This is a genomic window from Faecalimonas nexilis, assembly GCF_059731825.1.
In genome coordinates this window covers 752,311-776,616 of record NZ_AP029189.1, presented here as the reverse complement: position 1 = coordinate 776,616, position 24,306 = coordinate 752,311, and the positions used below count along the sequence as shown (strand labels likewise).

Annotated in this window: 21 protein-coding genes and 1 pseudogene; 5 read left to right on the top strand and 17 right to left on the bottom strand. The window is 40.6% G+C overall.

Annotated features, from left to right (window positions below):
* Positions 1 to 32 precede the first annotated feature (32 nt).
* Positions 33 to 647: an NUDIX hydrolase N-terminal domain-containing protein gene (locus AC6I5B_RS03745; RefSeq protein WP_004613655.1), complete on the top strand. Its 615-nt coding sequence runs from the start codon at positions 33 to 35 to the stop codon at positions 645 to 647.
* A gap of 26 nt (positions 648 to 673) precedes the next feature.
* Positions 674 to 1,303, top strand: a complete 630-nt coding sequence (locus tag AC6I5B_RS03740) for an HAD family hydrolase (protein ID WP_087153307.1) — start codon at positions 674 to 676, stop codon at positions 1,301 to 1,303.
* A 717-nt stretch (positions 1,304 to 2,020) separates the two neighbouring features.
* On the opposite strand, the pseudogene AC6I5B_RS03735 reads toward AC6I5B_RS03740, so the two are convergent.
* Together AC6I5B_RS03735 and AC6I5B_RS03730 are read right to left on the bottom strand one after the other, a co-directional pair.
* Positions 2,021 to 2,140 (bottom strand): annotated as a pseudogene (locus tag AC6I5B_RS03735) (helix-turn-helix transcriptional regulator); the annotation flags it as partial.
* Between the two features lie 131 nt (positions 2,141 to 2,271).
* Positions 2,272 to 3,096 carry a MerR family transcriptional regulator gene (locus tag AC6I5B_RS03730; protein WP_004613652.1) on the bottom strand — a complete coding sequence of 275 codons (825 nt, stop codon included), beginning with the start codon at positions 3,094 to 3,096 and terminating at the stop codon, positions 2,272 to 2,274.
* Between the two features lie 83 nt (positions 3,097 to 3,179).
* Between AC6I5B_RS03730 and AC6I5B_RS03725 the strand changes: the two genes are divergently transcribed.
* Positions 3,180 to 3,818: a GNAT family N-acetyltransferase gene (locus tag AC6I5B_RS03725; RefSeq protein ID WP_004613651.1), complete on the top strand. Its 639-nt coding sequence runs from the start codon at positions 3,180 to 3,182 to the stop codon at positions 3,816 to 3,818.
* A gap of 56 nt (positions 3,819 to 3,874) precedes the next feature.
* On the opposite strand, the gene AC6I5B_RS03720 is transcribed toward AC6I5B_RS03725, so the two are convergent.
* Positions 3,875 to 5,548 (bottom strand): beta-N-acetylhexosaminidase, encoded by a 1,674-nt coding sequence (locus tag AC6I5B_RS03720; RefSeq protein WP_497773628.1) that lies wholly within the window; start codon positions 5,546 to 5,548, stop codon positions 3,875 to 3,877.
* A gap of 188 nt (positions 5,549 to 5,736) precedes the next feature.
* Here AC6I5B_RS03720 and AC6I5B_RS03715 point away from each other — a divergent pair, with 188 nt between their 5' ends.
* Positions 5,737 to 7,116 carry an aldehyde dehydrogenase gene (locus AC6I5B_RS03715; RefSeq protein ID WP_497773627.1) on the top strand — a complete coding sequence of 460 codons (1,380 nt, stop codon included), beginning with the start codon at positions 5,737 to 5,739 and terminating at the stop codon, positions 7,114 to 7,116.
* A 70-nt stretch (positions 7,117 to 7,186) separates the two neighbouring features.
* On the opposite strand, the gene ytvI is transcribed toward AC6I5B_RS03715, so the two are convergent.
* From ytvI to AC6I5B_RS03675, 8 genes are all read right to left on the bottom strand, one after another.
* Positions 7,187 to 8,305, bottom strand: coding sequence for a sporulation integral membrane protein YtvI (gene ytvI / locus AC6I5B_RS03710; protein ID WP_004613647.1), 1,119 nt, complete (start codon positions 8,303 to 8,305; stop codon positions 7,187 to 7,189).
* Positions 8,306 to 8,908, bottom strand: a complete 603-nt coding sequence (gene yihA, locus AC6I5B_RS03705) for a ribosome biogenesis GTP-binding protein YihA/YsxC (protein WP_022249963.1) — start codon at positions 8,906 to 8,908, stop codon at positions 8,306 to 8,308.
* A complete protein-coding gene (gene lon / locus AC6I5B_RS03700; protein ID WP_071143417.1) occupies positions 8,898 to 11,234 on the bottom strand; it encodes an endopeptidase La in 2,337 nt (778 codons plus the stop codon). The genes yihA and lon overlap by 11 nt, the downstream gene beginning before the upstream one ends.
* Positions 11,235 to 11,292: 58 nt before the next feature.
* Complete coding sequence (gene clpX, locus AC6I5B_RS03695; protein ID WP_022249961.1) at positions 11,293 to 12,546, bottom strand: ATP-dependent Clp protease ATP-binding subunit ClpX; 1,254 nt, start codon at positions 12,544 to 12,546, stop codon at positions 11,293 to 11,295.
* A gap of 75 nt (positions 12,547 to 12,621) precedes the next feature.
* Positions 12,622 to 13,203, bottom strand: a complete 582-nt coding sequence (gene clpP, locus AC6I5B_RS03690) for an ATP-dependent Clp endopeptidase proteolytic subunit ClpP (protein WP_004613643.1) — start codon at positions 13,201 to 13,203, stop codon at positions 12,622 to 12,624.
* A gap of 29 nt (positions 13,204 to 13,232) precedes the next feature.
* Complete coding sequence (tig, locus tag AC6I5B_RS03685; protein WP_022249960.1) at positions 13,233 to 14,519, bottom strand: trigger factor; 1,287 nt, start codon at positions 14,517 to 14,519, stop codon at positions 13,233 to 13,235.
* 90 nt (positions 14,520 to 14,609) lie between these two features.
* Positions 14,610 to 15,287, bottom strand: a complete 678-nt coding sequence (locus AC6I5B_RS03680) for a hypothetical protein (protein WP_004613641.1) — start codon at positions 15,285 to 15,287, stop codon at positions 14,610 to 14,612.
* An 8-nt stretch (positions 15,288 to 15,295) separates the two neighbouring features.
* Positions 15,296 to 15,853 (bottom strand): DJ-1 family glyoxalase III, encoded by a 558-nt coding sequence (locus tag AC6I5B_RS03675; RefSeq protein ID WP_004613640.1) that lies wholly within the window; start codon positions 15,851 to 15,853, stop codon positions 15,296 to 15,298.
* A 116-nt stretch (positions 15,854 to 15,969) separates the two neighbouring features.
* Between AC6I5B_RS03675 and AC6I5B_RS03670 the strand changes: the two genes are divergently transcribed.
* Entirely contained in the window at positions 15,970 to 16,419 is a 450-nt protein-coding gene (locus AC6I5B_RS03670) for a CYTH domain-containing protein (protein ID WP_117787828.1), read from the top strand.
* A gap of 36 nt (positions 16,420 to 16,455) precedes the next feature.
* Here AC6I5B_RS03670 and AC6I5B_RS03665 read toward each other — a convergent pair whose 3' ends face one another.
* From AC6I5B_RS03665 to secA, 6 genes are all read right to left on the bottom strand, one after another.
* A complete protein-coding gene (locus AC6I5B_RS03665; RefSeq protein ID WP_022249959.1) occupies positions 16,456 to 17,664 on the bottom strand; it encodes an aspartate kinase in 1,209 nt (402 codons plus the stop codon).
* Between the two features lie 9 nt (positions 17,665 to 17,673).
* Positions 17,674 to 18,876, bottom strand: a complete 1,203-nt coding sequence (locus AC6I5B_RS03660) for a cofactor-independent phosphoglycerate mutase (RefSeq protein ID WP_004613637.1) — start codon at positions 18,874 to 18,876, stop codon at positions 17,674 to 17,676.
* Positions 18,877 to 18,904: 28 nt separating this feature from the next.
* Positions 18,905 to 20,119 (bottom strand): homoserine dehydrogenase, encoded by a 1,215-nt coding sequence (locus AC6I5B_RS03655; protein WP_004613636.1) that lies wholly within the window; start codon positions 20,117 to 20,119, stop codon positions 18,905 to 18,907.
* 7 nt (positions 20,120 to 20,126) lie between these two features.
* Positions 20,127 to 20,570, bottom strand: coding sequence for an ACT domain-containing protein (locus tag AC6I5B_RS03650; RefSeq protein WP_044987663.1), 444 nt, complete (start codon positions 20,568 to 20,570; stop codon positions 20,127 to 20,129).
* Positions 20,570 to 21,680, bottom strand: a protein-coding gene (prfB, locus tag AC6I5B_RS03645; protein WP_408606878.1) for a peptide chain release factor 2 whose coding sequence is annotated in 2 segments (ribosomal slippage) — positions 20,570 to 21,616 and positions 21,618 to 21,680 — 1,110 coding nt in all. Because the reading frame shifts where the segments join, the coding sequence is not laid out codon by codon here. The genes AC6I5B_RS03650 and prfB overlap by 1 nt, the downstream gene beginning before the upstream one ends.
* Positions 21,681 to 21,698: 18 nt before the next feature.
* On the bottom strand, positions 21,699 to 24,263 hold the full coding sequence (gene secA, locus AC6I5B_RS03640) for a preprotein translocase subunit SecA (protein WP_071143413.1): 2,565 nt from the start codon (positions 24,261 to 24,263) through the stop codon (positions 21,699 to 21,701).
* Positions 24,264 to 24,306 lie beyond the last annotated feature (43 nt).

The window sequence follows — 24,306 nt, the reverse complement described above, 5'->3', positions numbered from 1 at the left end:
AGAGAAAATCGCAGTAGCAAGGGAGGATAACCATGAAAGAACAATGGCTGGAATGGGCAATAGAATTACAGAGTCTTGCACAAGCAGGATTGACCTATGGAAAAGACATTTTTGATAGAGAACGCTATGAAAGGATACGGGAAATTTCTGCTGAGATAATGGCATATAAGACAGATATACCCGTTCAAAAAGCGAAAGACCTTTTCTGTAATGAAACAGGATACCAGACGCCAAAACTTGATACCAGAGCCGCTATTTTTCAAAATGGAAAAATTCTTCTTGTTAAAGAGAATAGCGGAAAATGGTCACTTCCCGGAGGTTGGGTTGATGTAAATGTGTCTGTCAAAGAAAATACTATTAAGGAGGTCAAAGAAGAAGCGGGCTTAGATGTAACTGCTGATAAAGTGATTGCAATTCAAGACCGCTCTAAACATAACTTGCCAGTATATGCTTATGGCGTATGTAAAATATTTGTACTTTGCACCATTATCGGAGGTGCCTTCAAAGAAAATATAGAAACTACGGGCTTTGCATATTTTTCAGAAAATGAACTGCCGGAACTGGCCACGGAAAAGAATAATGAAGAGCAAGTAAAAATGTGTTTTGAAGCATATCGAACCAAAAACTGGTCAACTCTTTTTGATTAGACCGAGGGAAAAGGAGGAACAGTCCTATGGGTTATAAGCAGATTGTTTTTGATGTAGACGGAACTCTGATTGATACAGAATATGCCGTCATTCATTCTTTGCAAGATACTATAAGAGCAATAAACGGAAAGATAATCTCCGATAAAGAATTAACATTTGCTTTAGGAATTACCGGCGAAAATGCTTTGCGGCGTTTAGGAGTGAGTGATATAGCGTCAGCACTATCCATGTGGGACAAAAACATGGAAAAATACAGGGACACGATTACTGTATTTCACGGGATAAAAGAATTGCTTGAGACTATTTCGGAATTAAAATTAGGCATAGGCATTGTTACCTCTAAAACCCATGAAGAATTTAGAAGCGATTTTCAGAAATTTGATATATCATCTTACTTTGAAACCGTAGTCTGTGCTGATGATACGCTACAACACAAACCAGAATCAGACCCGCTTTTGAAATATATGGAATGGACAAAATGTCAAGCAAATGAGTTACTGTACATTGGCGATAGTATCTACGACATGCAGTGCGCTAAACATGCAAATGTAAACTTTGGATTAGCAAAATGGGGTGCTGGAAATAGAGTGAATGCCCAAAAAGCATTCTGTACTCCTTTTGATTTAGCCAAAAGTCTTGCTTTAACAAAAAGCTAATACTTGATACAAGCAAGTAGCAAAGCCAGCCGAGCCAGTCAACGGTCAAGATGAACGGCGCATTTCATGCGCCGCCGTTGACAGTCACGCCCGTCTTTGCTAAAGGGTAATCAAGGCGGGAAAGCCCTAAAATGGCTTCCCGCCCATTTCAATTTTTAGAAAAGGAACGCTCCAAAATCAGAAAGAGAGCGGCCAAGCACTTTGAGGGATTGGCCGCCTTGTCCACCCATTCAGCGGGGCGGCGGGCGGCGGTCAAGACCGGGTGCAAACCCGTTCATTTCAGTCTTGACGGTTGCCCGCTGTCCTGCTATTTTTCCGGGAGTGTGGCCACAACTTCGGGACACTTTATCCACAAGTCAGAGCGTAGGACGAAGAACGGGGGCGTTCATATACGCCCTGTCTGCTGTCGAAAACAGACCTGCGCTTGCGGCTCCACGCCACACAAGCACAGCCCTGTTTTCCTGCCGCTTCAAATGCCCTTGCCCTCCCCGGCGGCAACGGCATTTTCACGGCAACGCCGACAGAGCGTATAACACACTACACTTTGCTTCGCAAAGTCGTGTGCCAAATGGGGGCGTTGCCCCCTTTGGAAACCCCCACAAAAAAGGCGGTACGCTACCCCTCCACGGGGCGCATACCGCCTTTTCTTGTTATCCAGCCCTCCGGCTGTATCGGTTGAGCAAAAGTCAGCGTGGGATTGGTGTGGTATCTTTATCTAAGTGATACCCCGGTTTCCCATTTCGATACTGTTTGCCGTACCACATTCAATTTAATAGCAAGTTCTTGTTGTGAAAGCCCTTTTGATTTTCTGATTGCTTTGATGTTTTCATTTAACATTATAAATGTCCTCCTTTTTTATTTTCTAAAAATATTGTATGAGGAATTCCCCGTTGCTGCAAGCAACGCATATTAACATTTAAGTTACCGGCAAGTAACAATTGCAAATTTATTATTTTCTTTATAAGCAATTATACACGAAAAATCAAGTTTTCCTCAATCTTAATCATAATCTTTGTAATATAATCGTCTGGATTAGAAATCACAAAATCATTAAGTCCGACTTCATAAGCATATCCTGTGAGTTTTAAGTCGTGTTTCTTAGAATAATCAAGTATTTTTTGATACATTTCCGGCAATTTATCCCATGTACCTTTTTGATAACCACATAAATACCTTCCCTTGGGCTTTATAAAACTATTTGAAACAGATTTATTGTTTAATGCAATCGTATAAATTCCGTCATATTTGGTAAAATTCATGTTATATACATTATCAAGTGATATAAAGCTACCTATTCCCATACGAATTTGTTCAATTCCCCATGTGGATTTTAACGGGCTAAAAATCTGATATATATCATCCTCGGAAAAGTCATAAGGAAACGTTAAAATCCTTTCTGATTTACATTCTTCAACTCTAATTTCTTGTTCTTGTAAACTTTCACAAAAAACAATCTGCTCTTTCTTTGCTTGTAATATCCTTTTAATATTCTTCAGCTTTCGAATTTCCTTGTCGAGTTCTTGCTCCTTTGTGTCTGCAATTTTTAAAAAGTTGTCAGGTGTAGGCTGTTTTCGATACATTTCAATTTCTTTAATACTCATATTCAGTTCCTTTAGCATACGGATATACTCAAAATCTATGCTCTGTGAAATATCATAATATCGATACCCGTTTTCTTCTTTTGTAAGAGGACAAAAAAGACCTATATCATCATAGTAATGAAGTGTTCGTTTATTTACTTCATGCAATTTTGCAAATTGTGCTGTTGTTAACCTTTTCATTTCTTTCTTCATTTTATTTTATCTCCCCATTGACATTACAGTAACTGTATACTTTATCATACAAAATATAAAACATAAAAACAAGGAGAATATCAATGCAAATAGAATTAAGAGAATATCAAAAACAAGACTTTAAGACCGTAGAAACTATTATCAGAGAAACTTGGCATTATGATGAATTTAGCAGTCAGAAAACAGCGGTTAAATTAGCAAGAGCATTTTTAAGCAGTTGTCTGACAAATTATACGTTTTCAAGAGTAGCCGTACTTGACGGGAAAGTTGCAGGCATTATTTTGATAAACGATATCCAAAACCACAAATGTTCATTTTCAAATAGATTATTACAAGTAAAGTCTATATTGTCATTGTATCGTTCCAAAGAGGGCCGGAACGTATCAAAAATTTTTGAAAAAGTAAATGAGATAGATAAGCAATTATTGAGTGAAAGCAACAAATCCTATCCAGCAGAGCTTGCATTATTTGCCGTAAGTTCTTCGTTCCGTGGAAAAGGAATCGGAAAAATGCTTTTTCAATCATCTCTTGAGCATATGGAGAAAACCGGGTTAAAAGAATTTTATTTATTTACAGATACAACCTGTAACTATGGATTTTATGAGCACCAGGGAATGATACGCCGTTTGGAAAAGGAACACACATTTCATATCAAAGGACAGCAAAAAATAATAAATTTCTTTATTTATGATTCTTCAACACAGAAAAAAATGTCCGAATAGCCTCGTCAAACAAGGCTATTCGAACATTTCAACTATGAGCAGATAGACTTTTTTCTCTATGCTCTTCTTTTTTTCATTGTCACAACACAACCGCCTGCGATCACGCACAATGTCATCCAAGTAAATGGTGATGCTACATCTCCTGTCTGTGGTGCAGTTGGTTTCGAAATGTTTTCTGTAACTGTTTTCTTTTCTAACTGTGCAATCGCATCTTCAATCGCCTTTGCGTAAGCATCTACCTGAGCCTGCTTTGTGATATCTAAATCACGTACAACCGCGTTCACTGCTTTTGTCACAGCGTCAAAATTCTTATAATCTTTTGCATTCAATTTTTCAGCTTTCTGAATTGCTTCGTCTACTTTTGTATAGTCTGCTTTTCTAAGCTCTAATTTAGCAACTGCGTTTTCGATTGCCGCTGCATAACCATCTACAGTTGCCTGTTCTGTCTCTTTCAAGTTTCTTACAACTGCTGCTGTTGCATCATTGACTGCCTTCACTGTCTCTTCTGTGTAGATAGACAAATCAGCCGGTACTTTTGCAAGCGCTGCATCTACTTTTGAGTAATCTGCAGGTCTCACTAAAATATCTCTGTGTTTCTCAGAAAAAGCATCCATTAATGTTAATACACGATCCATATCATGCTCTTTTGACGGATTATCACACCAAATAGCCTGCATACTTCCAATCGTGTCCACTGTGCTGCCACCTGCTAATTCATTATATGGTTTTGCCTCGATATTTTTCAGTGTATTTTCATAAGCATAAATTCCATCCTCAGAAGTGATGTTTCCTAACACCCAGTACCATGCATCATTTGTATTTAGAATCTTGTGTCCTTTTTCTGCGAAATAGCTTGGTTTTGCTACATCAAATCCCCACCATCCTGCTGTCCAGTAAGAGATAATGATATCTTTGTCAAATGTTCCAAATTTGTCATCGCTGTTGTAGTAAATACCATCGTTGAAGCACATTGGAAGCATATTTGCCTCTTTGATCAGCGCAGCCATATCATTCGTGTAATCGATAAATTTATCATAGATATTTAACTTTTGTAATTCGCCCCATCCCGGAACTCCAAATACATCATTTGCATATTCATCTGCCCCAAAATTGAAGATTTCACAAACTCCTGATGCACTAAAGTAATCGATATATTTCTTTACCAAAACTTGTGTAAATTCAATTGCTTCTGGATTTTCAATGTTTACTGTACGTTCTGATTCTCTTCCATCTTTCGTGTAACGTACATTCTCTAATCCTAACTGTTCCATCGCAACTAAAATGGAGTCCATATGTCCAGGGCTGTTAATTCCCGGAATAATGTCCAAACCTCTTTCTTTTGCATAAGCCACAATGCGATCCATCTCATCTTCTGTCAATACATCGCCATTTGGATCTGCATAATAAGAATTGTTTCCTGCTGTGATTGCTTTTTTTACATCTTCACTTGCATAACTTTTTCCATTCACCTGCATGCTCATATCATCGAGCACAAAACGTAAACCATCATTTCCTAACAGAATCTGCACAGATGTATATCCGTTTTTGTACGCTTTGTCAATGATTTGTTTCAATTGATCTTCTGAGAAATACTTTCTTCCTGCATCAATTGATAACACACTTTTTTTCGTAGTTACTGTTTCTTTCGCATCTACATTTCCAACATTTACAATGAAGAATGCCATCAGCGCCACTAAAAATGTGATACAAAGTTTTTTCCATAATTTCATACTTTTTCTCCTCTATGTGTTTTTTTAGTGCGCTTCATTATAACAAATCGACTATAATTTTAAAAGCTTTTTTTATTCATTTGTACATTTTAATACTTTTTTTGTACAATTCAATATTTTTTCTGACATTCCTTCCTTGCCTTCTTCTATATTTAGAGGTATCATAAAACAAGCAGGAGGAACCTTAAATGACACAAAATGAAATCAAACAAATTCTTGACCGACAACGTGCATTTTTTCATACAGGAGCAACACTCGATGTCTCTTATAGATTAGATTCACTTCGCCGTCTGCGAGACTGCATCACTCGCCATGAGGCAGATATCAACAAAGCTCTCAAAAAAGATCTTGGGAAAAGCGCCTTTGAAACCTACATGTGTGAAACCGGACTTGTACTGAGTGAGATCAGCTACATGCTGAAACACACACGCTCTTTTGCAAAAGAAAAACGCGTCCATACGCCACTCGCCCAGTTTCATTCGAGAAGCTATCGAAAACCTTCACCTTATGGTGTATGTCTGATCATGAGTCCCTGGAATTACCCATTCCTCTTGACGATTGATCCTCTGATTGACGCAATTGCCGCAGGGAACACAGCCGTTATTAAGCCAAGTGCCTACTCTTCTTACACAAGCGCACTTATACAGAAGATGATACATGAATGTTTTGCACCGGAGTATGTCTCGGTCGTGACCGGCGGTCGCACAGAAAATACGTGTCTTCTAAATGAACGTTTTGACTACATCTTCTTTACAGGAAGCCAGTCTGTCGGAAAGGAAGTGATGCGGCAGGCAGCCACTCATCTGACACCGGTCACATTGGAACTCGGCGGGAAAAGTCCCTGTATTGTAGAAAAGACTGCCAATCTGAAACTGGCAGCCAAACGTATCATATTTGGGAAATTTTTAAATTGCGGTCAGACATGCGTCGCACCGGATTACATTTATTGCGACAAGGAGATCAAAGACTCGCTCATTCAAGAATTAAAGAAACAGATTGTCAGACAATTTGGAAGCACACCGCTTGCCAATGCAGATTACGGGAAAATCATCAACGCAAAGCATTTTTCACGTATTTTGACCCTCATAGACACAGAAAAAACAGTGTGGGGCGGAAAATTCGATTCTGATACGTTACAGATTGAGCCGACATTACTTGACCGTGTCACATTCAAAGATGCTGTCATGCAAGAAGAGATTTTCGGACCAGTTCTCCCAATTGTGGCTTACGATTCTCTTGACCATGCAATCGCAAAGATTAATTCCATGCCGCATCCGCTTGCACTTTATCTATTTACATCTGACCAAAAGATTGCCAAAAAAGTCACTGCGCGGTGCAGTTTTGGCGGCGGATGCATCAATGATGTTGTCATTCACCTTGCCACAAGTGAAATGGGATTCGGCGGATTCGGAGAAAGTGGCATGGGCGCTTATCACGGAAAGAACGGTTTTGACACGTTCTCCCACTATAAAAGCATTGTAGATAAGAGGACTTGGCTCGATCTTCCGATGCGCTATCAACCCTATAAGAAAACCAATGAAACTTTGCTTCGTTTCTTCTTAAAATAAGAGAGAAAAAGGCTGCACTTGGAATCAATGATTCTCTAAGTCAGCCTTTTTTCTTATCTACAATATTTTTTTACTCTCTTAAACTCATAACTCCTTTAATCAATATCTTCACATCATCTAATATATAATCAAATGCCCCTGCTTTATACATATTAATCGCAATCATCCCAACCGGGACTGCAAAAATCATGCCAAGCAGACTTCCCACTTTATATCCTACAAAAAGTAACACAAGCGCTACCAAAGGCTGCATCCCAAGTCCATCTCCTACAAGCTTCGGCTGGATCAGCTGCCTTACAAGCTGAGTTACTCCATACAGTACAAGCAACATGATTGTCATCTTATAATCACCGCTTAACACTTTGTACACTGCCCAAGGCCAAATTGCCGTTCCTGTTCCAAACACTGGAAGGAAATCAAGAAATGCAATCAAAATCGCCAAAAGTGCTGAATAATTGACTTGCATAATCTCAAATCCAATAAACAGAATCACGCCCACTACGATCATAATCTTAAACTGTGCTTTAAAATAGCCTCCCACTGCATATTTTAAATTGTCGATAACCAAAGTCATCCTCTGCTGAATCGGCTTTGGAGTGATCTTTTTGAACCACACAATCACCTCGTCACGCTCTGCAATAAAAAAGTATGCTGCCACGATAGTCACAATGGTTGATACTAAAATTGACGGAATGCTCTTTGCCAGATTTCCCGCCGCTTCCACCGTCGGCTCACTGATCTTTCCTATCAAGTTTCCCATCGTATTGTCTAAATTCGCAACCACTGCATTCCACCCAGTCTGTATTCCTTCTGGCAACAGGCGAAAAACACCTTGAAAACTCTCCCCGATATCTTTCATTCCTTTTTCCAATTCACTGTACATCTGTGGGAAATTTGTAATGAGACTTCCCACCTCATCTGCAAGCTTACTGATTCCAAAGTACAGTGCACTGACTACTCCTGCCAAAACTGCAATGATAATAATTGCCGACCCTAGCTTTTTTACAATCTTTAACCGCTTTTCCAGCCAACACACAAGCGGGTTCGCAATAAATGCAATAAACCACCCGATGACAAATGGCATAAAAAACCACAACAATTTTATTCCTATGACGATAAATAAAATGGTTCCTATCAGGCTGAAAGCCAGACTTACGATTACTTTCCAATATGGACGCGTATCTTCCATTTATCCCACCTCGGTTTCATTCAGAAAATTCTTTTCCACCAATTCCCAAATTTCTTCTCTTCCCTGTTTTGACACAGACGAGAATGGTATGATCTGTGTTCCTGGAACAAGGTCAAGTCCCTGCTTGATCATCTTTACATGTTTTGCGACTTGACTTCTTTTTAGTTTGTCCAGTTTTGTCGCAATGATGATCGGATTGTACCCCTGCGACACAATCCACTCATACATCATCTTATCATTTGCAGATGGATCATGTCGGATATCGATCAGCAAAAATACTGCTTTCAACTGTTTCGAGCTGTGCAAATAGCGTTCAATCAGTTTTCCCCACTGTATTTTTTCTTTCTCAGAAACTTTTGCATATCCATATCCAGGCAAATCTACTAAATACATTATATCATTAATATTATAGAAATTGATAGTCTGAGTTTTTCCCGGCGTCGCTGATGTACGCGCAAAAGACTTTCGATTCATCAACGCATTGATCAATGAAGATTTCCCTACATTTGATTTTCCGGCAAATGCAATCTCTACTTTGTCTGTCTCCGGAAGCTTACTCGTAATTCCACATACAATTTCCAAATCAATACTCTTAATTTTCATTTTCGTTTTCCTCATATATTAATGCAGTTTTCAAAACTTCATCCATATAGCTTACCGGAATAATTTCCAGTCCTCTTGTAATCTCGGATGAAATCTCTTCCACATCGCGCATATTTTTTTCTGGTACCAATACAGTCTTTACTCCTGCACTTTTTGCTGCCAAAAGCTTTTCTTTTAATCCTCCGATTGGAAGCACTCTTCCACGCAGTGTAATCTCTCCGGTCATCGCCACATCCGCTCTGACCTTCGTGTTTGTGATTGCGGAAATCATAGCCGTCGCCATTGTGATACCTGCAGACGGACCGTCTTTTGGAACAGCACCTTCAGGAATATGAATATGGATATCGTGCTTTTTAAAGAAATCTTCCGGAATCTTATATTTTTCTCCCACAGAACGGATATAGCTGATCCCTGTCCGTGCAGACTCTTTCATCACATCTCCAAGTTGTCCGGTCAATAGAATCTCGCCCTCTCCCGGCATAATATTGACCTCTGTCTGAAGCGTATCTCCACCGACACTTGTCCATGCAAGACCTCTTACAATCCCTATCTCGTCTGTCTCATTTATCATCTGATAAGAATATTTCTCTTTTCCCAGATATTTCTCCAAATTTCGTTCTGTTACACGAATACTACTTTTTCCTGTCTCCAAAATCTCTCGTGCTGATTTTCTGCAGATATCTCCAATTTTACGCTCCAGCTGTCTGACTCCTGCTTCTTTTGTATAGTTTCTCGCAATTTTCCAAATAGCACCTTTGCTGATTTTTAACTGCTCCGGTGTCAATCCATGTTTTTGGAGCTGCTTTGGAAGCAGATGCTGCGTTGCAATATGCATCTTCTCATTTTCCGTGTAACTGCTGATCTCAATGACTTCCATACGGTCTAATAATGGTCTTGGAATTGTCTGAAGAGAATTTGCTGTCGTCACAAACAATACCTCAGACAGATCAATCGGTACTTCCAGATAATGATCTCTAAATTTTACATTCTGCTCACTGTCCAGCACTTCCAACAGCGCAGAAAAAGTATCTCCCTTATAATCATTGCTCACTTTGTCGATCTCGTCAAGTAAAATCAACGGATTTTTTACACCAGACATCTTAAGTGCATTTGCAATTCTTCCCGGCATTGCTCCCACATATGTTTTCCGGTGTCCTCTAATCTCTGCTTCATCCCTCACACCGCCAAGTGAAATCCGTGTATACGGTTTTTTTAATGCTTCGGAAAGCGAACGTGCAATTGAGGTCTTTCCTGTTCCCGGCGGACCAACAAGACAAAGAATCGGACTTTCTCCTTTCTTTGTCAGAGAACGGACAGCGAGAAATTCCAAAATCCTTTCTTTCACGGCTTCCAGTCCATAGTGTTCGTCCTCCAATACCTGTTTTGCATATGCAATATCGGTATTATCTTTTCCCATCTTGTCCCACGGCATCTCCAACATCGTCTCAATGTAAGTGCGGATAACCCCATTTTCTGCCGAACTGTTCATCGCACTTTTAAAACGATGAATTTCTTTCATCAGCTTCTCCTTAATTTCCTTGGAGGCCTTTAATTTTTTTGTAGCAGTCTCAAACTCCTCCGCATCCGAAAGCATATTGTCCTCTCCAAGCTCTTCCCGAATCACTTTCAACTGCTCTCTCAATATAAATTCTTTCTGATGTCTGTCAATACGTTCTTTGACTTTTCCCTGAATCTCTTCTTTGAGATGCATCACTTCCATCTCATTGGCAATCTTAAATGCCAACACTTCGTAGCGTCTGTTCAAATCTGTCTCTTCCAAAATATCCTGCAAATTCAAATAATCAAGCGGGACATTCGCAGCAATCTGATTCACTAATCCTAAAAATGTCTTTTCATCCGCAACCTGTGTAATGACATCTTTCGGAATTTTCCCATTTTTCATCGCATATTCTAAAAATAATTCCTGAATATTCTTCGCTCTTGGATTATCTACGACTTCCTCCTCAGCCTGCGGCTCTTCAATGACTTCCACCTGAGCATTCAAATACCCTTCTTCCTTCTCCAAAGAAATAAGTCTTGCCCGCTCTTCCCCAGTCACTAACACTCTAAGCATATTCTTCGACAATTTAATGACCTGCTTGATTGTCGCGATCGTCCCAATCTCAAATACATCCTTTAAGTCTGGATCTTCTATATTCAGCTCTCTTTGCGCAACAAGAAATACCTGTTGTTCTTCGCCTTGCATAACCTGCTGGATTGCCTGGATGGAATAGGCACGGCTCACATCAAAATGTACCACCATCTCCGGCATGATTGTCATTCCCCTTAAGGCAACCATAGGTATATTCCGTATCTGTTTTTCCATATTTCCTCCTTATTCAGGGACGGGGGTAATGTCACATTACCCCCGTCCCCAATTTACATTATGCACTTTCTGACGTGAGAGCCTCAGAATTGTAAACCGGCTCTCCTGTCCCTTCTACGGCTTCTTTTGTAATTCGGCAAGTTTTTATGCGATCATTTGACGGTACATGATACATTGTGTCCATCATGACATTCTCCATAATCGCACGTAATCCTCTCGCTCCTGTCTTTCTCGCCAATGACGTGTCTGCAATCTTTTCCAATGCTTCTTTATCAAACTCCAATTCGACGCCATCAAGTTCCAGTAATTTCTGATATTGTTTCACAATAGCACTCTTTGGCTCTGTTAAAATACGAATCAACGCATCTCTGTCAAGCATCTCTAATGTGACGTTGACCGGAACACGTCCAACCAGTTCTGGAATCAGACCAAATTTCACCAAATCCTGCGGCAGTACCTGACTTAAAAGTCTGTCCACATTATCTTCATGGTGATTTCCCACTTCTGCATTAAATCCCATTGATTTTCGATCCATACGCGTCTCAATAATCTTATCCAGACCTTCAAACGCTCCACCACAGATAAACAAAATATTTGTCGTATCAATCTGTATCAATTCCTGATGCGGATGCTTTCTTCCACCTTGTGGCGGTACCGATGCCACTGTTCCTTCTATAATTTTAAGAAGTGCCTGCTGAACTCCTTCTCCTGATACATCTCTTGTAATAGACGGATTCTCTGACTTTCTTGTAATTTTGTCAATCTCATCAAGATATATGATACCGTGCTCTGCACGTTCAATATCTCCGTCTGCCGCCTGAATAATCTTCAGAAGAATATTCTCCACATCTTCTCCTACATATCCTGCCTCTGTGAGTGCTGTTGCATCTGCGATCGCGAATGGCACATTTAAAATCTTAGCCAGTGTCTGAGCAAGCAACGTCTTTCCACAGCCTGTCGGTCCAAGCATCAAAATATTACTTTTCTGTAACTCAACTCCAAGATCCTTTTCCGCCATAATTCGTTTATAGTGATTGTACACTGCCACTGACAACACTTTTTTTGCCTCGTCCTGTCCGATTACATACTCATCTAAAAAGGCTTTGATCTCCTCTGGTTTTAAAAGATTGATATCCTGAAAATCAGATGGATTCTCATATGCAAGTTCTTCTTCAATAATTTCGGCACATACGTCCACACACTCATCACAAATGTAGGCTCCATTAGGTCCTGCAATCATTTTGCGTACCTGCGCCTGCGTCTTATTGCAAAATGAACATCTTACAATTTCTTCTCCTATCTTTCCTGCCATACTCTCACCTCGTCTCTCCACTTTCATACGATGGAAAGGGGGTGCCCAAATTAAGCATCCCCTTTTCCAGTTACATTAATGGCTGGCAATCACTTCGTCTACCAGTCCGTATTCTTTTGCTTCTTGTGCTGACATAAAGTTATCACGTTCTGTGTCTGCCTGAATCTTCTCAAGACTCTGTCCTGTATTTTCTGCCAAAATCGTGTTCAACTTCTGTCTTGTCTTTAAAATATGTTCTGCTGCAATCTGAATCTCTGTCGCTTGTCCCTGTGCTCCGCCTAATGGCTGGTGAATCATAATCTCTGCATTCGGAAGGGCATATCTTTTCCCTTTCTTTCCGCCTGACAATAAGAATGATCCCATACTTGCAGCCATACCAATACAAATTGTGGATACGTCACATTTGATATACTGCATTGTATCATAAATAGCCAAACCTGCTGATACGGAACCGCCTGGGCTGTTGATATAAAGATGAATATCTTTCTCCGGATCTTCACCTTCTAAAAATAGCAGCTGGGCAATAATTACACTTGCTGATGCATCAGTTACCTCTTCCCCCAAAAAGATAATTCTTTCCTTCAGTAATCTTGAATAAATGTCATATGAACGCTCGCCGCGGCTTGTCTGCTCAATGACATAAGGTATTACGCTCATGTATATGCCTCCTTAAAAATATAATGTTTTTATTCTTCTACAGCATTATCTACTAAGAATGTCACAGCATCTTGAACAGCTAAATCCATCTTCATCTGTTCTTTTTCATTTTCTCCCATGAATTCTTTTAATTTTTCTACTTCCATCTTGTAAGCTTCTGCCATCTTCGCTAATTCTTCATCGATTCTTTCATCTGTAATCTCGATATTTTCAGCTTTTGCAATTGCTTCAAGCACAAGTCTTGTCTCAATACGTTTTACAGCCTGTGGTCTTAATTCTTCCATCATGCTCTCAGCTGTCATTCCTGTGAACTGGAAGTACCGTTCCATAGAAAGTCCCTGCTGCTGAATTCTCTGTGCGAAATCCTGAGCCATCTGATTTACCTGTGTATCGATCATTGCCTCTGGAATCTCCATTGTTGCGTTTGCAACAGCTTTTTCTACTGCCTGGTCTTCTTTCTTTCTATTACCGTCTGCAATCTTCTGTTCTTTGATTTTTGCTTTGATATCTGCTTTGTAAGCATCTAATGTATCAAATTCAGATACTTCTGCTGCAAATTCATCATCTAATTCAGGAAGTTCTTTTGCTTTGATCTCATGTACTGTACATTTGAACACTGCAGCTTTTCCTGCTAAATCTTCTGAATGATATTCTTCTGGGAATGTCACATTCACTTCTACTTCTTTTTCTGCTTCAGCGCCGATTAATTGTTCTTCAAATCCCGGAATGAAAGATCCTGAACCGATTGTCAATGGATAGTTCTCACCTTTTCCACCTTCAAATGCAACACCGTCAACAAATCCTTCGAAGTCTAATACTACTTCATCTCCGTCCTGTACTGCACGGTCTTCCACTACAACTGTTCTTGCATTCTTCTTCTGTTCTTCTTCTAATTTCGCGTCGATCTCTTTTGCTGTTACTCTGTTAGAAACTTTATCTACAGAAAGTCCTTTGTATTCTCCTAAAGTTACTTCTGGTTTTACAGCAACTTCTGCTGTGAAGATAAATGGTTTTCCTTTTTCTAACTGTACTACTTCTACTTTTGGCTGTGAAACGATATCTAATTCACATTCGTCATATGCTTTTCCGTATGCTGTTGGAATTAACGCATTCGCTGCATCTTCATAAAAGATTCCTACACCGTACATTTTTTCGATCATCTGACGTGGTACTTTCCCTTTACGGAATCCAGGCACGCTGATTTTATTTCTCTGTTTTAAGTACGCACCCTGAATTGCTTTTTCTAATTCTTCAGCGGAAACTTCGATTGTAAGTTTCGCCATATTTTTTTCCATGTTTTCTACTTGTAAACTCATTACTATTTCCTCCTTATATATGTGAGAAGTCCCCAGACTTATCTACACTAACGCTCATTCCAAGATTATATCACAATACTTTCTAAATTACTAGCCTTGAATTTCATCTAAACGCAGTATTTTCGTAATAAATGAGGAAATCTCATCCTCCTTCATTGAAAACACATTTTTGTCATTGCTTTTGACTTTAAACACAATTGTCTCTGTCTCACCGTACTGCATATTTTGATATGCAGTTTCTAAAAGTTCATAAGAACGGTTCAGAAATTCGCTTTGCATCTGGGCATTAATCTCTTCTTTTGTCCCCTGATATTCCCCGTTCTCCGCCTTTTGTTTCAGATTTTCCGACTCTGTCTGAATTGATGTGATAAACTGTAAAAATACATCCGACGGCTGAAATTCCACACTGACATCATATTCCTTGCGGCTGATCTTCTCCGCTTCATTTACCTGATATTTCATAGCGCCGAAAATCTCTTTGCACAGATCTACAAACTTCTTCTCAAGTTCCGAATCTATCTCCACACCATTTGTGATGTAATCCGAAACAAAACTTTCAATGCCTTCATCATACTGTTTCAGCAATTCCTTCTTTGACGTATCCTCCAGAATCTCTTCCGCCTCGGTGACATCTCCCAAAAACCTCTGGTTCAGAATCGCGCGGACATATCCCTGTGCATCAAAATCTCTGAGCAGTCCTATGCATACAATTCCTACCAGTACAATGATCACTGCAATCGCAGCTACTGTCCCTTTTTTTGATTTCATAGTTCCTCCTATTTACATTGATAGATGACAGAGTCTTTGATCTCCTCCGCCTTTTCCTTGTTCAAAAGAAGCCCGATCAGCGCAAGTGAAAAATCAATCGCTGTCCCCAGACCTCTGCTTGTAATGATAAAATCAGACACAACAACAGAATCTTTCACTACCTCTGCTCCGAAAAGCTCCGCCTCTTTGCTCGGATAAGAAGTCGCCTTTCTTTCTTTTAAAAAGCCCATCTTTCCGAAAATACTCGGCGCCGCACAGATTGCCGCAATATATTTTTTCTCTTCATAGTATTTTTCCAATACATTTTTCACGCCTTCGTGTTCTTCCAAATGAATCGTTCCAGGCATTCCGCCCGGCAGCACAACCATGTCCTGCTCCTCATAATCCATTTCTTCAAATAATTTATCTGCCTGAACACAAATATCATGTGAACCGCGAATCTGCAATTTACCTGTAATCGATACTGTTGTCACAAAAATTCCTGCTCTTCTTAGCAGATCCACAACAGTCAGTCCTTCAATCTCTTCAAACCCATCTGCCAAAAATACACAAACCTTTTTTTCCATAGTTTCCCTCCTTTTCCAAATTTCACTTGCATTTTAACAAACTTATGAAAAAAAAGCAAATCCGTTTACATTTCCCTTGACCTGTATTACTATAAAAGCATCTGGAGGTATCTATTATGGAAATTGAACGCAAATATTTAATCAGCTCCCTGCCGGAGCATCTCGAAAAATATCCCCATCGTCAGCTCGAACAGGGATATTTATCCACATCTCCTGTCGTGCGTGTGCGAAAAGACGATGACAAGTATGAGTTAACCTACAAATCTAAAGGACTTATGGTTCGTGAAGAACACAATCTTCCACTCACAAAGGAATCCTATGAACATCTGCGCACTAAAATCGACGGCAGACTGATCACCAAAAAGCGCTACTGCATCCCCTATGGCATATACACCATTGAATTAGACATTTTTGAGGGCGATCTTGCACCGCTTGTTCTCGCCGAGGTAGAATTTCCTACCGAGCAGGAAGCGAATGCATTCACCCCACCGGACTGGTTCATCGAAGATGTCACTTTCTCACCTCTTTACCACAACAGTTTTTTAAGTCAACTTCAGCACAAATAAAGGACGGAAATTCTTCCGCCCTTTGCTTTACATATTTTATTCTGCAAGATCAAATTTCTCGTGAATCGCACGCACCGCTTTGTCAATCTCTGACTCCTCTACCAACACTGTGATTCGAATCTCAGATGTGGAAATCATATTAATATTGATTCCGTAATTAAACAATGCCTCAAACAATTTGGATGCAACTCCCGGATTTGTCATCATTCCAGCACCCACGATTGAAACTTTTGCCACACCTTCATTGTGTGTAATATTCTTAATCGTCAAAGGTTCTTTGTTCTCTTCCAGTATAGTAAGTGCATCTTTCAGGTCATCCTGCGAAACTGTAAATGAAATATCCTTTGTTCCGTCACGTCCTACGGACTGAAGGATAATATCTACATTAATATTATTTTTCGCAAGTTTGTTGAATATTTTAAACGCAATACCCGGTCTGTCTTCCACTCCAATCACTGAAATTCTGGCTGTATTCTTATCCGCAGCCACACCGGTAATTAACATTTTCTCCATTTTTACTACCTCCTTGACAATCGTTCCTTCTGATTCATTCAAACTTGAACGCACAACCATCGGAACACTGTATTTTTTCGCCATCTCCACGGAACGATTGTGCAGAACTTTTGCACCTGCCGTTGCAAGTTCCAGCATCTCATCATATGTGATCTCTGGGAGTTTTCTTGCATTCGGAACAATTCTAGGATCTGCCGTATAGACACCATCTACATCTGTATAAATCTCGCACAAATCTGCGTGCAATACTGCCGCAAGTGCTACCGCTGTCGTATCAGAACCACCTCGTCCAAGTGTGGCGTAATCATCGTATTTCGTAATTCCCTGAAAGCCTGTCACAATTACGATCTTTCTGGAATCCAGTTCATGATTGATACGGTCTGTGTCAATTCTCTTAAATCTGGCATTTCCGTATCTGGAGGTACAGTTCATCCCCACCTGAAATGCATTCAATGACACTGCCGGCACATCCATCGCATGCATAGCCATTGCCATGAGCGAAACTGACACTTGCTCTCCTGTTGTCAAAAGCATATCCAGTTCTCTCTTGTTTGCATTTGGATTGATATCATTTGCAAGTGCAAGCAAATCATCTGTCGTATCTCCCATTGCCGAAAGAACAACTACAACACTGTGTCCTTTTTTATAATCTTCAATGCAGCGTCTTGCAACATTGTAAATTCTCTCTTTATTTGCGACGGATGTTCCGCCGAATTTCTTTACAATTAACATGGTTACCTCCTATATCTCTAACAGGCAGTCAATCAGACGATAGCCTTCTTTCCAGACAATTCCGCTTTCTTTTGCGGTCTTTTCGCTATATTCTTCCTGACTTCCCAATTCTTTTCTGCTGTCATAAAGCAGATATGGAACCGGATCTTTTGTATGTGTCCGAACTCGGATCGGTGTTGGATGATCCGGAAGAACCAATATTCGATAATCTTCGCCCACTTTTTCTAAGGCTTCTACAATAAGCCGTGTCACCCGCTTATCAAGATACTCGATTGATTCTATTTTCTCATTCAACAATCCTTGATGTCCCATCTCATCCGGTGCCTCCACATGCACATAAGCAAAATCATATCCATGATTCAAAAGTGCATCCGCAGCTGCATTTGCCTTTCCTTCATAGTTCGTATGAAGTCCTCCATTGGCTCCTTCCACCAAAATCTTATCCATCTCAGACCCAACTGCAAGCCCTTTCAGCAGGTCCACCGCCGAGATCATAACACCTTTCTTTCCTGTCTTTTCTTCAAAAGACATCAGATTCGGCCTTGTGCCTGCTCCCCAGAACCATGCAGAATTCGCCGGATTGAGCCCCTGCTCTTTTCTTTTCTGATTCAGAGGATGTGCAGACAATATCTCATAACTTTTCTTCATCATATCACAGAACACTTCATTTTCCGGCAGATACTCTCCGATTTTCTTCGTCAAAATGTCATGCGGCGGGGTCAGCTCTATCACTTTTCCTTCCTTCCACACAAGCAAGTGGCGGTAACTCGTTCCCACATAGAACTCATATCCTTCTCTTTTCAGCCCTTCCTTCAGTGCTTCCATCAAAACTGCCGCGTCCTCAGTACTGATCTCGCTGGAGCTGTGATCCACCATTCTCTTTTCTTCATAACAGCTTTCTTCTTCCGAAAGCGTTACCAGATTACACCGAAATGACACATCTGTCTTTTTCATATCCACTCCGATGCTGAGCGCCTCGAGCGGCGAGCGGCCTGTATAATAAATCTTTGGATCATATCCAAGTACTGACAGATTTGCTGTATCACTTCCCGGACTCATTCCTTCCGGAACCATATAGGCAAGTCCTACCTCACCTTTTTTTGCAAGTCTGTCCATCGTCGGTTTATCTGCTGCTTCAAGCGGTGTCTTCCCCGACAATTTTTCAATCGGTTCATCCGCCATCCCATCTCCTAAGACTATGATATATTTCATTCCACTGCGCCTCCTTACCCTTTTGACTTTATTCTTTCACCCGGAGCATTTTTCGAATCTGAGGATATTTTTCTGCACCTCTTTCAAAATCGCCCTCTTTCATAACTGATGTCACGAAACCAAATTCACCTTCCACACCTTCAGGCTTTATAACTGTAATCTCGCCAAAAGTCTGTTCCAATTCTTCTTTTAACGTCTCTGTCCCCTTTATGCGTACAAAGAAACGATTTTCTCGCTCACTTTTGTCTTCTAAAACCATTTTTTCCTCTGACCAGACTGTCATCATACTCTGTCTCGGATATTTTGCCGCTTCAATAACATCAGCCACAACTGCGCTTGCCGTAGGGAGTTTTCCTGCTCCGCTTCCATAGAACATTGCATCTCCAAGCATATTCCCTTTTATAAAAATCGCATTAAATACATCTTCTACATTGTAGAGCGGATGCTTTTTCCCTAAAAGACAAGGTGCCACGACTGCTCCTAATCTTTCGCCGTTCTTTCTGCAGGTTGCAAGCAGCTTGATCTTCATTCCCATCGCCTTTGCATACTGCATATCCTGCAAAGTAATATCGGTGATTCCCTCCGTATAAATGTCCTCAAACTCCACTTGTTTCCCACAAATCAAAGAAGATAAAATTGCAATCTTTCTGCATGCATCGTGACCATCCACATCTGCGCTCGGGTCACGCTCTGCATATCCCATCATCTGAGCTTCTTTCAACACTGCATCATAATCTGCATCTTCGTGATACATCTTACTAAGCATATAGTTGGTCGTACCGTTCAAAATTCCGGTAATCTCCTCAATATCATCCGCCGAAAGTGACGTATTCAAAGGACGGATAATCGGAATACCGCCGCCAACACTCGCCTCAAATAAGAAATTCAAATTCTTTTCTTTTGCAATAGCAAGCAGCTCTGCACCATGCTTTGCCACAAGCGCTTTGTTGGAGGTCGCCACATTTTTCCCCGCCAAAAGACTTCTCTTTACAAAGGTATATGCCGGTTCAACTCCGCCCATCACTTCTACCACGACTTTGATCTCTTCATCATTTACAATCTCTTCAAAATCATGTACAATCAATTTTTCTATAGGACTTCCCGGAAATTCTTTCAAATCCAAAATATATTTAATTTCTAAAGAATCCCCTGTTTTTTGATTGATTAAATCCCGGTTTGTCTGAATTACTTCCACAACTCCGGATCCAACTGTTCCATATCCTAATACTGCTATTTTTGTCATATCGTACTTACTCCCTGCCTACAATTTTCAAATAGTGAACACCTTGATTTTCCTCTATCTCCGCAACCATATCGGATATATTTCCGGTTGTAGATAAAATCTCTACACTCAAAGTCAAAGTCGCCACTCCGTTCAGTGGAATACTCTGATGTATAGTCAGTATATTCGCACCGTATTCTGCGACATCTCTCAAAATTTCAGCAAGAAGCCCCGGTGTGTCATCCATCTGCACCACCAAGGTAATCGTCTGCCCTTTTTCATTTTCATGAAACGGGAAAATATCGTCTTTGTATTTATAAAAAGAACTCCTGCTAATTCCAATCTGATCTGTTGCTTCCTGTATCGTCAATCCTCTCTCAGACGCCAGCAGTCTCTTTGCTTCCACCACTTTGATAAGGACTTCCGGCAACGCTTTTTTCTTGACTACAAAGTATTTTGTCTTATCCATGATTACTCCTCCATGCTCTGTGCTTTTAAGTATGCGTTCATAAACAGATCAATGTTTCCGTCCAGCACACTCGACACATTTCCGCTTTCTACATTCGTCCGATGATCTTTCACCAATGTATATGGCTGCATGACATAAGAGCGGATCTGATTGCCAAATCCAATTTCTTTTATCTCTCCACGAATGTCTGACACCTTTTCTGCCTGTTCCTGTTCTTTCAGCAGATACAGCTTTGCCTTCAGCATCTGCATTGCCTTCTCTTTATTATTATGCTGCGAGCGCTCATTCTGGCACTGCACTACAATTCCAGTAGGAATATGTGTAATACGGATTGCCGAAGATGTCTTGTTGACATGCTGACCTCCCGCACCACTTGCCCTGTATGTATCAATTTTCAGATCATCGTCATTGAGTTCAATGTCAATATCGTCCTCAATATCCGGAACAACATCACAAGATGCAAACGATGTCTGTCGTTTTCCAGCCGCATTAAACGGCGAAATGCGCACAAGACGGTGTACCCCTTTTTCCGACTTGAGATACCCGTAGGCATTCTCTCCATTCACCTGAAAAGTAACTGCCTTTAAGCCGGCTACATCTCCGTCCAAAAAGTCCAGCACTTCCACGGAAAATCCTTTTCGCTCCGCCCATCTTGTATACATACGGTATAACATATTCGCCCAGTCACAGGACTCTGTTCCGCCTGCTCCTGCATGCAGTGTCACAATTGCATTGTCTTTATCATATTCCCCGGAAAGCAAGGTCTGAATACGAATCTCCTCATATCCTTGTTGAAATGCAGTCAGTTCACTTTCAATCTCCGGCACAAGACTTTCATCATTCTCATCATATGCCATCTCAATCAAAACACCGATATCCTCATAACTTGTTGTAAGCTGTGATACTTTCTCCAAAAAATCTTTCAGACTCTTCAGTTCTTTCATGACCACCTGAGAATTTTCCGTATTCTCCCAAAATCCCGGTTCTTCTATCTTTCGTTCTAACTCTTCTACCTGTTTTTCTTTTCCAGACAGGTCAAAGTGAATCCCTCATTTCCTTCAATGGTTCTTCATATGAGTTTAATATACTTTTAAACTGATCTAATTCGACCACGTTCTCACCTCTTATTCTTTATTTTCTTCCACAGCACTGTTTGTATTTTTTACCGCTTCCACATGGGCAAGGATCATTTGGATAAACTTTCTTTTCCTGACGTTTCTTCGGTTCATGCGCTGCCGTATCATCTTTGTTTGTGCCGGTTACTTTTGCAACCTGTTCTCTTTCCACCTTCTGTTCAAGCTGAACATGGAACAACATACGAACTGTATCTGCTGCAATTGCAGATGTCATCGCTCCAAACATATCATATCCAACCATCTTGTACTCTACAAGCGGATCTCTCTGTCCATATGCCTGAAGACCGATTCCCTGACGAAGCTGATCCATATCATCAATGTGATCCATCCATTTTGCGTCGATTACCTTCAAAAGGACAACACGTTCAATCTCACGCAGCTGTTCTGGTTCTGGGAACTCAGCCTCTTTTGCCTCATATCCTTTCACTGCATGTTCTTTTAACATCTGTTTCAATTCTTTCTGAGACATCTCTTTTACTTCTTCAAACGCTACTGGTTTTAAAAGCAATGATGCATACAGATCACGGTTCAATGCATCTAAATCCCACTCATCAGATTCTGTGTCCGGAGATGCACACGCATCCACTGTGTTCTCCACATACTCTGTAATCATATGATAGATTGAATCTCTCATGCTCTCCCCATCAAGCACTCGACGTCTTTCCTCGTAGATGATCTCTCTTTGTTCATTCATAACCTGATCGTATTCCAACAGGTTTTTACGGATTCCAAAGTTATTTCCTTCCAGCTTCTTCTGTGCTTTTTCAATTGCGCTGGACAACATCTTATGTTCAATCTGTTCTCCATCTTCCACACCTAATGTATTAAATACGCTCATCAGTTTTTCAGATCCGAACAGTCTCAGCAGATCATCTTCCAGAGAAATGTAAAATCTGGATTCTCCCGGGTCTCCCTGTCTACCGGAACGACCACGGAGCTGATTGTCAATACGTCTTGACTCATGACGCTCTGTACCAATAATCTTCAATCCTCCGATTGCCTTTGCCTCATCGTCCAGCTTGATATCGGTACCACGACCTGCCATGTTCGTCGCGATTGTAACCGCGCCATGCACACCTGCCTGTGCTACAATCTCAGCTTCCATCTCATGGAATTTTGCATTAAGGACATTGTGCTGAATTCCTCTTTTCTTCAGCATATTGCTCAGAAGTTCTGATGTCTCAATTGTAATAGTACCTACAAGTACAGGCTGTCCTGTCTCATGTGCTCTTACGATTTCCTCGATTACCGCTTTGAATTTTTCATCTTTTGTCTTATATACAGCATCATCCAAATCTTTACGAAGAACCGGAAGATTCGTTGGAATCTCCACTACGTCCATTCCGTAAATATCACGGAATTCTTTTTCTTCTGTAAGAGCAGTACCTGTCATACCACTCTTCTTTTCATATTTGTTAAACAGATTCTGGAATGTGATTGTCGCAAGTGTCTTGCTCTCTCGTTTTACTTTTACATGCTCTTTCGCTTCAATTGCCTGATGAAGTCCGTCAGAATAACGGCGTCCCGGCATAATACGTCCGGTAAATTCATCTACGATCATAACCTGATCATCCGCCACAACATAATCCTGATCTCTGAACATCAAATTATGTGCACGAAGCGCCAAAATAATATTGTGCTGGATCTCTAAATGTTCCGGATCCGCAAGATTCTCGATGTGGAAGAATTTTTCTACCTTCTTCACACCTTCTTCTGTCAGGTTGATATTCTTCTCTTTCTCATTGACGATAAAATCACCTGTCTCTTCGATGTCCTCGCCCATGATCGCATTCATCTTAGAAAACTCGCCGCTTGCCTCACCACGTTCAAGCTGTCTTGCAAGAATATCGCAAGCCTCGTATAACTTCGTAGACTTTCCACTCTGACCGGAAATAATAAGTGGTGTTCTCGCCTCATCGATCAATACAGAGTCGACCTCATCGATTACCGCATAGGAAAGTCCTCTCTGTACTAACTGCTCTTTGTAGATTACCATATTATCTCTCAGGTAATCGAATCCAAGTTCATTGTTTGTCACATATGTGATGTCACAGTTATATGCCTCACGACGTTCGTCGTTGTCCATCTCATTTAAAACAACGCCTACTGTAAGTCCTAAAAATCTGTGAACTTGTCCCATCCATTCCGCATCACGCTTTGCAAGATAATCATTGACTGTTACGATATGTACTCCTTTTCCCGCCAACGCATTCAGATACGCCGGAAGTGTCGATACCAAAGTCTTTCCTTCACCTGTTCTCATCTCCGCAATACGTCCCTGATGCAGTACAATACCACCGATCAGCTGCACACGGTAATGTTTCATATGAAGTGATCTCGATGCCGCTTCTCTTACTGTCGCAAATGCTTCCGGAAGGATATCATCCAATGTCTCCCCGTTTGCCAGTCTTTCTTTAAACTCTTTTGTTTTATCTCTCAACTCTTCATCCGTCAATTTCTGCATATCCTCGTCCATCGCCTCAATGCGGTCAACAATCGGATAGATTCTCTTTAACTCATGATCACTGTGTGTCCCAAAAATTTTTTCTAATAAGCTCATACTTTACTCCTTATTTACGAATTTACTCTAATCTCCATTTTAT

Coding starts and splice junctions, on each gene's coding strand:
- AC6I5B_RS03745 (WP_004613655.1), top strand. CDS start 33: ATGAAAGAACAATGGCTGGAATGGGCAATAGAATTACAGAGTCTTGCA.
- AC6I5B_RS03740 (WP_087153307.1), top strand. CDS start 674: ATGGGTTATAAGCAGATTGTTTTTGATGTAGACGGAACTCTGATTGAT.
- AC6I5B_RS03730 (WP_004613652.1), bottom strand. CDS start 3,096: ATGAAGAAAGAAATGAAAAGGTTAACAACAGCACAATTTGCAAAATTG.
- AC6I5B_RS03725 (WP_004613651.1), top strand. CDS start 3,180: ATGCAAATAGAATTAAGAGAATATCAAAAACAAGACTTTAAGACCGTA.
- AC6I5B_RS03720 (WP_497773628.1), bottom strand. CDS start 5,548: ATGAAATTATGGAAAAAACTTTGTATCACATTTTTAGTGGCGCTGATG.
- AC6I5B_RS03715 (WP_497773627.1), top strand. CDS start 5,737: ATGACACAAAATGAAATCAAACAAATTCTTGACCGACAACGTGCATTT.
- ytvI (WP_004613647.1), bottom strand. CDS start 8,305: ATGGAAGATACGCGTCCATATTGGAAAGTAATCGTAAGTCTGGCTTTC.
- yihA (WP_022249963.1), bottom strand. CDS start 8,908: ATGAAAATTAAGAGTATTGATTTGGAAATTGTATGTGGAATTACGAGT.
- lon (WP_071143417.1), bottom strand. CDS start 11,234: ATGGAAAAACAGATACGGAATATACCTATGGTTGCCTTAAGGGGAATG.
- clpX (WP_022249961.1), bottom strand. CDS start 12,546: ATGGCAGGAAAGATAGGAGAAGAAATTGTAAGATGTTCATTTTGCAAT.
- clpP (WP_004613643.1), bottom strand. CDS start 13,203: ATGAGCGTAATACCTTATGTCATTGAGCAGACAAGCCGCGGCGAGCGT.
- tig (WP_022249960.1), bottom strand. CDS start 14,519: ATGAGTTTACAAGTAGAAAACATGGAAAAAAATATGGCGAAACTTACA.
- AC6I5B_RS03680 (WP_004613641.1), bottom strand. CDS start 15,287: ATGAAATCAAAAAAAGGGACAGTAGCTGCGATTGCAGTGATCATTGTA.
- AC6I5B_RS03675 (WP_004613640.1), bottom strand. CDS start 15,853: ATGGAAAAAAAGGTTTGTGTATTTTTGGCAGATGGGTTTGAAGAGATT.
- AC6I5B_RS03670 (WP_117787828.1), top strand. CDS start 15,970: ATGGAAATTGAACGCAAATATTTAATCAGCTCCCTGCCGGAGCATCTC.
- AC6I5B_RS03665 (WP_022249959.1), bottom strand. CDS start 17,664: ATGTTAATTGTAAAGAAATTCGGCGGAACATCCGTCGCAAATAAAGAG.
- AC6I5B_RS03660 (WP_004613637.1), bottom strand. CDS start 18,876: ATGAAATATATCATAGTCTTAGGAGATGGGATGGCGGATGAACCGATT.
- AC6I5B_RS03655 (WP_004613636.1), bottom strand. CDS start 20,119: ATGACAAAAATAGCAGTATTAGGATATGGAACAGTTGGATCCGGAGTT.
- secA (WP_071143413.1), bottom strand. CDS start 24,263: ATGAGCTTATTAGAAAAAATTTTTGGGACACACAGTGATCATGAGTTA.